12 protein-coding genes are annotated in these 11,945 nt (G+C 66.2%); 6 read left to right on the top strand and 6 right to left on the bottom strand.

Features of this window, described 5'->3' with window-relative positions:
• Positions 1-60: 60 nt before the first annotated feature.
• From O0J15_RS11955 to O0J15_RS11940, 4 genes are read right to left on the bottom strand one after another with little or no spacing between them, the layout of a single operon-like run.
• Positions 61-1,575, bottom strand: coding sequence for a PLP-dependent aminotransferase family protein (locus O0J15_RS11955; RefSeq protein WP_308305702.1), 1,515 nt, complete (start codon positions 1,573-1,575; stop codon positions 61-63).
• Positions 1,576-1,584: 9 nt separating this feature from the next.
• Complete coding sequence (locus O0J15_RS11950) at positions 1,585-2,184, bottom strand: DUF6436 domain-containing protein (protein WP_010482120.1); 600 nt, start codon at positions 2,182-2,184, stop codon at positions 1,585-1,587.
• The gene (locus O0J15_RS11945; RefSeq protein WP_019336318.1) at positions 2,184-2,462 is read right to left on the bottom strand and encodes a hypothetical protein; all 279 of its coding nucleotides are present in this window, start codon (positions 2,460-2,462) and stop codon (positions 2,184-2,186) included. The genes O0J15_RS11950 and O0J15_RS11945 overlap by 1 nt, the downstream gene beginning before the upstream one ends.
• A gap of 55 nt (positions 2,463-2,517) precedes the next feature.
• A complete protein-coding gene (locus O0J15_RS11940) occupies positions 2,518-3,933 on the bottom strand; it encodes a PLP-dependent aminotransferase family protein (RefSeq protein ID WP_308305701.1) in 1,416 nt (471 codons plus the stop codon).
• A 183-nt stretch (positions 3,934-4,116) separates the two neighbouring features.
• Between O0J15_RS11940 and cyoA the strand changes: the two genes are divergently transcribed.
• From cyoA to O0J15_RS11915, 5 genes are read left to right on the top strand one after another with little or no spacing between them, the layout of a single operon-like run.
• Positions 4,117-5,022 carry a ubiquinol oxidase subunit II gene (gene cyoA / locus O0J15_RS11935; protein WP_308305700.1) on the top strand — a complete coding sequence of 302 codons (906 nt, stop codon included), beginning with the start codon at positions 4,117-4,119 and terminating at the stop codon, positions 5,020-5,022.
• A 5-nt stretch (positions 5,023-5,027) separates the two neighbouring features.
• The gene (cyoB, locus tag O0J15_RS11930) at positions 5,028-7,004 is read left to right on the top strand and encodes a cytochrome o ubiquinol oxidase subunit I (RefSeq protein ID WP_308305699.1); all 1,977 of its coding nucleotides are present in this window, start codon (positions 5,028-5,030) and stop codon (positions 7,002-7,004) included.
• Positions 7,001-7,636, top strand: a complete 636-nt coding sequence (gene cyoC / locus O0J15_RS11925) for a cytochrome o ubiquinol oxidase subunit III (RefSeq protein WP_005414759.1) — start codon at positions 7,001-7,003, stop codon at positions 7,634-7,636. Before cyoB ends, cyoC begins: the two co-directional genes overlap by 4 nt.
• Before the next feature lies 1 nt (position 7,637).
• Positions 7,638-7,970, top strand: coding sequence for a cytochrome o ubiquinol oxidase subunit IV (gene cyoD, locus O0J15_RS11920; RefSeq protein WP_005411473.1), 333 nt, complete (start codon positions 7,638-7,640; stop codon positions 7,968-7,970).
• Between the two features lie 11 nt (positions 7,971-7,981).
• Positions 7,982-8,662, top strand: a complete 681-nt coding sequence (locus O0J15_RS11915; RefSeq protein ID WP_308305698.1) for an SCO family protein — start codon at positions 7,982-7,984, stop codon at positions 8,660-8,662.
• A 271-nt stretch (positions 8,663-8,933) separates the two neighbouring features.
• Here the strand turns inward: O0J15_RS11915 and O0J15_RS11910 are convergent, their stop codons facing one another.
• Entirely contained in the window at positions 8,934-9,512 is a 579-nt protein-coding gene (locus O0J15_RS11910; RefSeq protein WP_134731005.1) for a DNA breaking-rejoining protein, read from the bottom strand.
• On the bottom strand, positions 9,512-11,278 hold the full coding sequence (locus O0J15_RS11905) for a S8 family serine peptidase (RefSeq protein ID WP_049441989.1): 1,767 nt from the start codon (positions 11,276-11,278) through the stop codon (positions 9,512-9,514). The genes O0J15_RS11910 and O0J15_RS11905 overlap by 1 nt, the downstream gene beginning before the upstream one ends.
• 251 nt (positions 11,279-11,529) lie before the next feature.
• Between O0J15_RS11905 and O0J15_RS11900 the strand changes: the two genes are divergently transcribed.
• Positions 11,530-11,940 carry a hypothetical protein gene (locus O0J15_RS11900; RefSeq protein WP_242015502.1) on the top strand — a complete coding sequence of 137 codons (411 nt, stop codon included), beginning with the start codon at positions 11,530-11,532 and terminating at the stop codon, positions 11,938-11,940.
• The last annotated feature ends 5 nt before the right edge of the window (positions 11,941-11,945 follow it).

The raw sequence follows: 11,945 nt of genomic DNA, 5'->3' as shown, positions 1-11,945 counted from the left end.
GGGGCGGGCACTACCGATCGGGTGGGTGCCGACCGTTGGTCGGCACATCCCATTCCACGCCTACCGCTCGATCGCCGGCAACGCATCGGACAACAACAACCGGTCAATCCGTCGCAACGCACTCTCCAGCTGCCGTCGGTCCGCCGCCAGCCCCAGCGACAACCGCACGCCGTACTGGAGCGAGACCCCCGGCGGACAGAACGCCGATGACGGCGCAATCGCCAGCCCCTGCAGCTGTGCGGTACGCACCAGCGTGGCGTCGGTCCAGGGTGCCGGTATCCGGCACCAGGCATGCAGGCCCTCCGCGCGCTGCAGCAGCGACGGCGCGAGCAGGTAACGTGCCATGCGCATGCGCTCGCGTGCCTCGGCGCGTACCTGGGCCAGCAGTGACTGCGCCGAACCATCCAGCAGCAGTTGGCTGGCCAATGCCGAGACCAGCGGATGGCCCATCAGCCGCGTCGCCCGCAACGCCGCCGTCATCGCCTCGGCGTGCGCAGCGCTCGGGCACTGCACGAACGCGGTGCGCAGGCCAGGGCTGATCACCTTCGACAGCGTCGCCACATAGAACACATGGCGCGGTGCCAGCGTTGCCAGGGGTATCGGTGCATCTTCGGCAAGGTGCCAGTACGGATCATCCTCGATCGCCAGCAGGCCTTCGCTCTCCAGTACACGCGCCAGCGCCTCGCGCCGCTGCAGCGGCAGGGTCAGCGCGGTCGGGTTCTGGCAGGTGGGATTGAGATAGACCAGGCGCGCGCCGCTTTCGCGTGCCTGCCGCAGCAGCGCTGCAGGACACATGCCGTGTTCGTCGCCGTCCACCGGCAGCAGCCGCCGGCCCAGTGCGGCGGCGGCCTGCAGCAGGCCCGGGTAGACCAGCGCATCGCAGAGGATCGTATCGCCATCGCGGCCCTGGCTGACCAGGATCGCGGCCAATGCCACCTGCGCGCCTTCGGTCAGCAGCAGGCAGTCGTCATCCACGGCGCCCAGCATCGGCTGCAGCCAACGCGCCGCAGCATGGCGATCAGTGGGGTTGCCGCCACCCAGGTGATAGGTCATCAGGTTCGGCGCGTTGCTGCGTGCAAGCACGGCGGCGGCACCGCGGCGCAGTGTCTCGGCCAGCGCATCGGCGTCGGGCACCGGCGGCACGTTCATGCTCAGGTCCACTGCCTGGTCGAAGCCGGCTTTGGGCGGTGCGATGAAACTGCCCTGTGGTCCGCGTGCTTCGATCAGGCCGCGCTTGCGTGCTTCATCGAACGCGCGGGTGACCGTGGTCAGGTCGATGCCGAGCTGCTGTGCCAACGCGCGCTGCGAGGGCAGGCGCTGTCCGGGTGCCAGACCACCACGGCGCACTGTGCGTTCCAGCGAATTGACGATGCGCAGGTAGATCGGGCCGCTGTGCGCGAGCACGTCCTGCACCCACTCGCGCGCTGCGACATCCGGTCGCGGCATGTACGGAGCATGTCGGGGCGTATCGTTGCTTCCAACGGCGGGAGCCTGTCCATAACCATCGGTCGGTTCGGACAGGTGACCGCCGTTGTTGTTTGCGGCGGTCGCGCCACCCAGAGCCAGTGATGTCATTGCGCGTCCTCAGCGCTTGGCCTGCCAGGGGCAGTAGCAGCCCACGGCAAGCAGTCCCTTGGGGCGCACGGTTTCGCCGCGCACCAGTCTGTCCAGCAGCGGTTCGACGAAACTGTTGGCCGAGTTGCAGACCATGCCGATGCTGTACGGGCCGGCGTAGGCCAGATGGCCCTGCCGGTCCCAGATCGCCACCGCAGGGCTGGCCGGGATGTGCTCGATGCCGTCGATGGACGGCAGGTTGATCACCTTGTTGCGCAGCGGCTCGGGCAGTTCGCCCTGCGTGCCAGGGCGACGGATCGCGTAGAAGTCGATGCCGGCGCGGCGGTACATGCTGATCAGGTAGCTCAGGTGGGCACCGGTCTCGCGGTTGCACACCCCGCAGGCCGGGTCCCAGAAATGCACCACGCGGATGCGGCCGGTATCTCCGGCCAGATCGGCCGGCAGGCGCAGCTGCGAGTCGTCGAAGACGATGGCCTGTTCGGTGAACGTGGACTGCGCGCTGTAACCGAAGTACTGCCACAGTGCAGCCGCCACGCCGGCCATGAACAGGCAGGCGAGGGCGATCATCGTCGGCAGCAGCCAGCGGCGGCGCGGCGCGGCTGCGCCCATCAGGAGTCTTCCCGGCCGAACTTGTGCACGTACTGCTTGCGCATCTCGCGGCAGGAATCGGCCTGCGCGCGGCGCTGGATCTCGCTACGCGACGGATCCTCGCTGCGCTGCAGGCACTGCTCGATGGCATGGCGTTCGGCGGCCTGTACGTCCACGGTCTGTGGCTGCAGGCAGACCCAGGCCAGCGCGGCCAGCATCAGCACCACAAAGCCACCGCAACCGGCCATCACCAGGTGGAACTTCAGTTTCTCGGCGCGCATCGATGCACGTCCCTTCATCCATACATTGCATACAAAATATCATCTTGTATGGATCTCTTGCCACGTGGACGACTCAGACGATGGCGTTGTGCCGGGCCTCGGGAACTTCGGACAGGATCTCGTTCAGCTTGGCCAGCGCCCCGGCCAAAGCGCCCTGGTCGACCGCGCCGCCCAGCGACAGGCGGATTGCGTTGCCCGGCGGCGGTTCTTCCACGCTGAAGGCGTCGGAACTGGCGATGCCCAGGCCCTGTTCCTGCGCGGCCTGGATCAGCCGGTACTGGTCCAGCCGTGGCGGCAGCGGCAGCCACACATGCAGGCCGGCCGGATGCGCCTGGGCGCGGGTGGGCAGATACCGGGCGGCAATGGCCTGGCGCTCGCGCAGCTCCTGCTGGAAGCGCTGCACCATGTCCTGGGCCTGGCCACTGCGGATCCACTGCGAGGCCATCGCCACCATCGACTGGGTCGGCATCAGTGCGATCGCGCGCAGGGCGTCCAGCACTGGCTCCATCGGCTCGCCGGCCGGCACCACCAGGTAGGCGGTGCGCAGGCCCGGGGCCAGGCACTTGGACAGGGTGGAGATGTAGTAGACCGGGCAGCCGGCGTCGCGATGGGCGGCCAACGGCGGCGCGGCGTCACCAGCCAGCAACCAGTAGGGATCGTCTTCGATCACGGTCAGATCGTGGCGCTTGGCAACCGCCAGCAGGGCCTGCCGGCGCCGCGCCGACATCGTTGCCGTGGTCGGGTTCTGGATGGTCGGCACCAGGTACAGCAGGCGCGGGCGGCGCAGCTGGCAGGCTTCTTCCAGTGCCTCGGGCAGCATGCCTTCGGCGTCCATCGCCACCGGCACTACGCCCCGCTGCAGCACGCGCGCGGCGGCCAGCAGGCCCGGGTAGGTCAGCTGTTCGGCGGCGATCAGCCCGCCTGGCTGGGTGCGGGCCAGGATCAGCGCGCACAGCGCGGTCTGCGCGCCGGGGCAGATCACCACCTGGTCGGCACCGACTGTCCCCAGCATCGGCGCCAGCCACTGCACAGCGGCGGCGCGGTCCTCGCGGGTGCCGGCGCCGACGTGGTAGCTCATCAGTTCGCCCTGGCCCAGCTGCTGGCCCACGTGCTGGAAACCGGCCTCCATGCCCTGTGCGAACGGCGCGCTGCCCAGCAGCGGCGGGATGTTCATGCTCAGGTCCACCGAGGTGCTGCGGTTGCCGGCCGACAGTGCGATGAAGGTGCCGCCGGCGCCCTGCGCATCGAGCAGGCCGGCCTGGCGCAGCTCGGCAAAGGCACGGGTGACCGTGGTCAGGTCCACGCCCACCTGCTGGGCCAGGTCGCGCTGCGGCGGCAGGCGGTCGCCCGGGCGCAGCACGCCGTCATCCACCGCCTCGCGCACCTGCTGGGCAATCTGCAGGTACAGCGGGCCGGCGCCCTCGCGGAAGGGGCGGACCCAGGTGCGATTGGGGTGTTTCAGGCGGCGGCCGGCGGCAGGTGGCGTCATCGGTCAGATTTTTCCATACGTGCAGATGCACAGGTCCATACAATGCTGTATCTTGTATGGGCTTGATTGGAGTGGCTCGCCTGCTTGTAGGCGACCTCGTACCCACAGTGTAGCCGCTCCACGCCCGGGCGCTGCGCGCAGGCGAGCCGGTCAAGCGCGCTTCTTCAACAGGGTTGACCTCCAATGAATATCTGCTGGAACCGCATCCGCCTGGCGCTGGTCGCCCTGGCCTGCGTCGGCCTGTCGGGCTGTGACTGGGTGCTGCTGGATTCGAAGGGCATGGTCGGGCTCGCCCAGCGCGACCTGATCCTGATCTGCATCGGCCTGATGCTGATCGTGGTGATACCGGCCATCGTGCTGACCTTCGTGTTCGCGTGGCGCTACCGCGCCGGCAACACCAAAGCGAAATACATGCCTGACTGGTCGCACTCCACCAAGGTGGAGATCGTGGTCTGGGGCGTGCCGCTGATCATCATCGCGGTGCTGGCGGTGATCGTGTGGAAGTCGACCCACGAGCTGGACCCGTACAAGCCGCTGGACGTGGCCGGAGAGCCGCTGCACGTGGACGTGATCGCCACCGACTGGAAGTGGGTGTTCGTGTACCCGGACCTGGGCATCGCCACGGTCAACCAGCTCAACTTCCCGGCCAACCGCCCGCTGGCGTTCAATATCACCTCCAACTCGACGATGAATACCTTCTTCATCCCGCAACTGGGTGGGCAGATCTACGCGATGGCTGGCATGCGCACGCAGCTGCACCTGATCGCCAACGAGCCCGGCCAGTTCCGTGGCATGTCCGGTAACTACAGCGGGCATGGCTTCTCCAACATGAAGTTCATCGCCACTGCCAGCAGCAACGAAGACTTCGAGCGCTGGGTGGCCGAGGTGCGCAGCGCGCCGGACGCGCTCAGCTTCGCGCAGTTCAAGGCGCTGGCCGCGCCGTCGAAGAACGCACCGGTGCAGCACTTCTCCAGTGTTGAACCGCTGCTGTTCAAGAAGGTCATCGACCAGTTCATCGGCGTCGGTGAGAACACCGCTGCGGCTACCCCGGCGGGCGCTGCCGGCGGTGCCCAGGTTTCCCAGGAGTAACGAACATGTTGGGTAAATTGACGTGGGAGGCCGTGCCGCTGCACGAGCCGATCGTCGTGGTCACATTGGTGGCCATGGTGCTGGGTGGCCTCGCGCTGCTTGGCGCGGTGACGTACTTCAAGCTGTGGGGCCCGTTGTGGCGTGACTGGTTCACCACCGTGGACCACAAGAAGATCGGCATCATGTACGTGGTGGTGGCGCTGGTCATGCTGGTGCGTGGCTTCGCCGACGCGCTGATGATGCGCGCGCAGCTGGCCGCGGCCGGGCCGGGCAGTGATGGCTTCCTGCCACCGGAGCATTACGACCAGATCTTCACCGCGCACGGCGTGATCATGATCTTCTTCGTGGCCACCCCGTTCGTGGTCGGCCTGATGAACATCATCGTGCCGCTGCAGATCGGCGCACGCGACATGGCGTTCCCGTTCCTCAACGCCTTCAGCTTCTGGATCTTCGTGGTCGGCGCTGCGCTGATGATGATCTCGCTGGGCGTTGGCGAATTCGCCATGACCGGCTGGGTCGCCTATCCGCCGCTGTCGGGCATCGAGTTCAGTCCAGGCGTGGGTGTCGACTACTACATCTGGGCATTGCAGGCGTCCGGTGTCGGCACCTTGCTGACCGGCGTCAACCTGTTCATCACCATCCTGCGCATGCGTGCGCCGGGCATGACCCTGATGAAGATGCCGGTGTTCACCTGGACCGTGCTGGTCACCAGCGTGATCATCATCGCCGCCTTCCCGATCCTGACCGTGGCGCTGGGCGCGCTCACCCTGGATCGCTACCTGGACTTCAACTTCTACACCAACACATTGGGTGGCAACCCGATGATGTACGTGAACCTGGTGTGGGCCTGGGGCCATCCGGAGGTGTACATCCTGGTGCTGCCGGCGTTCGGCATCTTCTCTGAAGTCACTGCCACGTTCGCGCGCAAGAAGCTGTTCGGTTACAAGTCGATGGTGGGCGCCACGCTGGCGATCGGCATCCTGTCGTTCATCGTCTGGCTGCACCACTTCTTCACCATGGGTTCCGGTGCCAGCGTCAATGCCTTCTTCGGCATCATGACGATGATCATCGCCATTCCCACCGGCGTTAAGATCTTTACCTGGCTGTTCACCATGTACGGTGGCCGCGTCGAGTTCAGCGTGCCGATGCTGTGGACCATCGCGTTCCTGGTCACCTTCACCATCGGTGGCATGACCGGCGTGCTGCTGGCCATCCCGGGCGCGGACTTCCTGCTGCACAACAGCCTGTTCCTGGTCGCGCACTTCCATAACACCATCATCGGCGGCGCGCTGTTCGGCTACCTGGCCGGCTTCGCCTACTGGTTCCCGAAGGTGTTCGGCTTCACCCTCAACGAGCGCCTGGGCAAGTGGTCGTTCGCCTGCTGGGTGATCGGCTTCTACCTGGCCTTCATGCCGCTGTACATGCTGGGCTTCATGGGCATGACCCGTCGCATGAACCAGTACGACAACCCGGCGTGGACGCCGTACCTGATCGCTGCCTTCATCGGCGCGCTGTTCGTGTTCGCGGGCATCATCCTGATGCTGGTGCAGATCTACGTGAGCGTTCGCGACCGCAAGCGCAACCTGGACCTGACCGGCGACCCGTGGAATGCGCGCACGCTGGAATGGGCCACGCCGTCGCCGCCGCCGTTCTACAACTTCGCCGTGGTGCCCAAGGCCGATGAGCTGGACGCCTTCCACGAAGCGAAGAAGCGCGGCCTGCCGCCGCCGCCGAAGAAGTACGCACCGATCCACATGCCGAAGAACACCGGCGTGCCGCTGATCCTCAACATCTGGATCCTGGTGCTGTGCTTCGCCCTGGTCTGGCACATCTGGTGGATGGCCGCGGCCAGCTTCATCGCGATGATCGTGACCCTGATCGTGCGGTCCTACGACGAGGACGTGGACTACTACGTCAGTTCCGAAGAGGTGGCGCGCACCGAAGCGGCCAGCCTGGCCAAGTTGAAGGAGGTACGCGCATGAACCTGTTGACCCGCCCCGAGCTGGCCAGCGACACGCAGGCGCACGAGGACCACCACGAGCACGACCACGGCCACGAACAGGGCGGCATGAAGGTGTTCGGCATGTGGGTCTACCTCATGTCCGACCTGGTGCTGTTCGGTTCGCTGTTCGCCTCGTACGCAGTGCTCAGCACCGCCTACGCCGGCGGCCCCACCGGCAAGGAGCTGTTCTCGCTGCCGTTCGTGATGGCCGAGACCTTCCTGCTGCTGGTCTCCAGCATCACCTACGGCCAGGCCGTACTGGCGATGCATCGCCACGACACCTCGGCGGTGCTGCGCTGGCTGGGCGTGACCTTCGTGCTCGGTGCCTCGTTCATCGGCATGGAGATCTACGAGTTCTCGCACCTGATCCACGAAGGCGCGGGCCCCAGCACCAGTGCCTACCTGTCGGCGTTCTTCGCGCTGGTCGCCACCCACGGCCTGCACGTGGCCAGCGGCCTGATCTGGATGGCGGTGGTCATGCACCAGGTCTACCGCCGTGGCCTGACCCCGACCAACATCACCCGTGTGTCGTGCCTGAGCCTGTTCTGGCACTTCCTGGACCTGGTGTGGATCTGCGTCTTCACCTTCGTCTATCTGATCGGAGCCTTCTGACATGGCCCACGTCGAAACCTCGCGCGCAGGCAATGCGCACGGCTCCACCAAGTCCTACCTGATCGGCTTCGTGCTGTGCGCGCTGCTGACCGTGGTGCCGTTCGCACTGGTGATGAACCCGGTGCTGTCGCGGCCGCTCACGCTGTTCCTGCTGGTCGGCTTCGCGGTGGCGCAGATCCTGGTACAGCTGGTCTATTTCCTGCACATGGACCGCAAGTCCGAAGGTGGCTGGAACCTGGCCAGCTTCGTGTTCACCCTGGTGATCCTGTTCATCATCGTCGCGCTGTCGGTATGGATCATCTGGAGCATGCACTACCACATGATGATCAACTGAGCCTGCGAACCGTGAAAGGCATCGCGTTCCCCCAACGTGGCCTGCGGCTGGCCGCAGGCCTGCTGCTCGGCCTGCTGGCCGGTTGCAGTGCGCAGTCGCGCATGGACTTCTACTCCAAGGACATCGCCTGCGAAGAGCTCGGCCAGCAGTGGTCGATGCCCGACAGCCACGGCACCGTGCGTGGCCCGAAGGACCTGCAGGGGCAGGTGACCTATCTGTTCTTCGGTTTCACCAGCTGCCCGGATGTGTGCCCGACCACCATGGTCGAGCTGAGCCAGGTCAAGCACCTGATGGGCAAGGATGCCGACCAGCTGCAGGTGGTGTTCGTCAGCGTCGACCCGGCCCGCGACACCCCGGAAGTTGCGCGGACCTACGTGGAAGCGTTCGACCCCAAGGCAATCGCGCTGGTCGGCAACGAAGCGCAGCTGGCGGCGATGGCCAGCGACTTCAAGGCGTTCTACGAAAAGGAACCCGGTCAGGTACCGGATACCTACACGATGAGCCACATTGCCGGCGGCTACGTGTTCGACCGCCAGGGTCGACTGCGCCTGTTCGCGCCCTATGGCATGCCGGTGGACAAGCTGTTCTCCGACGTGCAGCGCCTGCTGCTCGAGCCCGCTCATCCAGCCGCCGGCAACGACGCACTGGCCAGCTGCCACCTCAAGCACAGCGATACACTCGCCGCCCGCTGACGCTGGTGTGTGCCGACCACTGCTCCTGGTGAGTGCCAACCTTGGTTGGCACAGCTGTAGAGCCGAGCCGATGCTCGGCTCCGTGCTTACCGCGCAGCCTGCAAACAGCAGCCGAGCATAGGCTCGGCTCTACATGCTCGCCGCCCCGGTAGGTGTCGACCCTGGTCGACACGCGATGCATGAATCCGGTGGGTGCTGACCGTTGGTCGGCACATCCATCAATCCCCGGCTGGCCAGGAGAGCCGACCGGCCGGGGGCACCACTCAACGCCTTACTTGGTTTCTTCCCACTGCACCACGTCCGGCTCGGCCGCCTTGATGCCGGCGGTCGACAGCAGCCTGGTGGTCGCATCCAGCGCCGCGTTCACCGACGGGTATTCCACGATGGCCTGGCCTGAAGCCTTGGAGACCTTCACCACGGTACCGCCAGTGGCGGCGGCTGCGCGCTGGGCCGAGGCTGCATCGGTGAAGAACACCTTGACCCGCGAGGTCGCCACCACCGGCGCGCCGTCACGGGACACCGCCGCCGCGAACTTGCCGGCACCGGCATCAGCAGGCGCGGCGGTGGCGCCATCCAGCGAACGCTTGGTACGCGCGCTGGTGGTCGCCGCCGCCTGCGGGGTGATCGTGAACTGGCCGCCGCTGGCCTGCTTTACCGTTGCCGAGGGCGACAGCTGGAAACGCGTGCCGCCCACGTCGAATGTGCGGCCGGTAGCGGATGCCTTCAGTTCCTGCGCATCCACGGTCGACAGGGTCCTGGCCGGAGGGGTCTGCCCCGAGCTCTGTGCCCAGGCAGGGGAGGTCATCACCGCGAAGGTGAGCGTGCTCAACAGAATGGTCGTCTTCATCATCAGTGCCCCAGAACGCGGATCTTGAAGAATTCGAGGTTGCCACGCGATGCAGCGGTCGCGGCCTGCCCCATGTCGGTCACTTCCAGCGTCCAGGTGCCCGTGGCGTTCTCATCCAGGAAGGCATTGCTGGACAGCAGGTCCCAGCTGGTGAAGTTGCTCTGCGCGCCACCCGTGCCCGAACCGATCGCGGTGAACGCCGGCTGCACCACGCTGCGGGTGCCGCTGGGCGACACCAGCACGAACTGCAGCTGGCGCGTGTTGCGGTGGTTGACCCGGAAGCCCAGCTGCACGCTCTCGATGTTGCGCGCGCCGTTGGCCAGCTGGAAGGTCAGGCGTGCGGCGGCGGCCGAGGTGTTGCCGATGGCCACGGTACGCGTGGTGTTGCGCCAGCCGCTATCGACCAGCGCACCGAGCGACTGGAAGTTCTCGGCCACCTGCACCGCGCGTGCAGCGTTGACCACGCCGAAGCCATACCAGTTGCTGTAGGCACGGCCGGCAGCATTCACCGTCCAGCCCGGCACCAGCGTGCGGCCGTCGGCCAGCGTCACCGCCGGCTGGTTCGGGTGGTTGCGGGTGGCGGTGGTGGCCAGGATGTACTTCACATCGCGATAGGACAGGTTCGGGTTGGCTTCCAGCACCAGCGCCGCCACGCCCGAGACCATCGGCGCCGACGCCGAGGTGCCGTTCATCTTGGCGGTGTAGTTGCAGGTGCTGTCGATGGCCGACAGGTTGCTGTCCAGGGTGTTCTGGCGGTTGGTGTTCTTGTTGCTGCCCTGCGCGCACCCGGTCACGTCGGTGGTGACGATGGCCGGGTCGTAGGCGCGTGCCACCAGGCCGGGCGCGTACTGCGCCTGCAGGCCGTACTCACCGCCAAAGGCCGAGACCCACAGTGCCGAGCCGGTGGAGGAGTAGGACGAGCGCACGCCATCGGCACGCACCGCGCCTACGGTGATGACGTTGAACAGGTTGTTGCGCGGATCGCGTCCGGCCGGCACGCAGCCGGTGTTGCGGTTCTTGGTGTCGGTGGTGCAGACATCCTGGGTCTGGCTGATCGAGGCATTGTTGAAGTTGTTGCCGGCCGACTTCACGTAGATGCCGCCACGGCCACCGCGCGTGCCCGACAGTGCCTGCTCATACGAACGAATCGTGTTTTCGCTGTACGCCAGCGGCAGGTTCGGATTGCCCGGGCCGGCACCCCAGCTGTTGTTGAACACCTGCACGTCGGCCGACTCCGCGCCGTCCCACCAGGCGTACTCGATGTTGCTCTGCTGGTTGCCCAGGGCCGAGCGCGAAATCGGGTTGAAGCCTTTCAGCGTCGCCGCCGGCGCCACACCGCGCACGCCCAGGTTGTTGGCGCCCACCGCGCCCGCAATGCCGCCGACCATGGTTCCGTGGTTGTCGACATCCGGGTTGGTCGGGGTGGGGTTGTTCGAGCCATTGGTGAAGTTCTTGCCGGCCACCGCCGCCACGTTGGCGGCCAGGTCCGGGTGCGCGATCTGCAGGCCATCATCGACGATGGCGATGGTGACGCCCTGGCCGCGGATGCCGTTGCGGAACAGGCCATCCACGTTCAGGTCGTTGCCGGCCACCGGCAGGGTGTCAGCCGGGACCGTCTGCCCGGTGTTGAGCAGGTGCCACTGTATCCCCGCCAGTGGATCGGCCTGTTGGGCCTGGGCGGTGACGGCCAGACTGCCCAGCACCAGGGCAGTGGCAAGGGCCAGGCGCGCAGAGCGCGGTGGCGCGGAGCGTTGCGTGTGTCGCTTCATACACGAATCCTTCTGTTGTGAATCGGCATGGCAGGACGGCGGGGCGGATCTGCCCCATCGCAACGAGCCAAACGCGACACAACGAACAAACCCCTACCTCTTCACACCCGCAATGTGCGAATGTGCCAATTGCGTCACAAACACTTAGTACGTCAAGTTATGACGGGGCACTCGAATGCCTTCACGCCATCATCGCGTGCTTGCTTCGAGGTACGGGGAACGTGGGTAATCGCATGCAGGTGAAGTCACACATGAAGAAGGCACGCCAGCGTGCCCGTGCACGCGCGGACCAGACTCCGCTCTCGGTTGCCGTCATCCGCAAGGTGGTGCTGTCCGTGCATACGCGCAGCCACGACTATGGCGACGATGCCGATATCAGCGAGTTGCTGCCCGAGCTGGCAGCCTTCGGCATCACCACGGTGAAACCGCTGCGCCTGTTGATGAAGAAGCATCGTCGCGCGCTGCTGCAGGAGGAACGGATCGTCATGCGACGCGCAGAGACGCTGCATCTGCGCACCGAGTGGCGGCCTGGTGGCATAGACGTGCATGCCAACACCAGCCGCTACGCCATCGGCGGCCTGGTCCGCACCAGCATGGAACACGAATTCGGCTTCGAGACGATGCTGCCCTTCCACGAGGTGCGCGAGGACGAATCCACTTAGCGCGG

Source organism: Stenotrophomonas sp. Sm10 (assembly GCF_030985515.1).
Taxonomy (GTDB): domain Bacteria; phylum Pseudomonadota; class Gammaproteobacteria; order Xanthomonadales; family Xanthomonadaceae; genus Stenotrophomonas; species Stenotrophomonas hibiscicola.
This window is presented reverse-complemented; position numbering and strand designations above follow the sequence as displayed.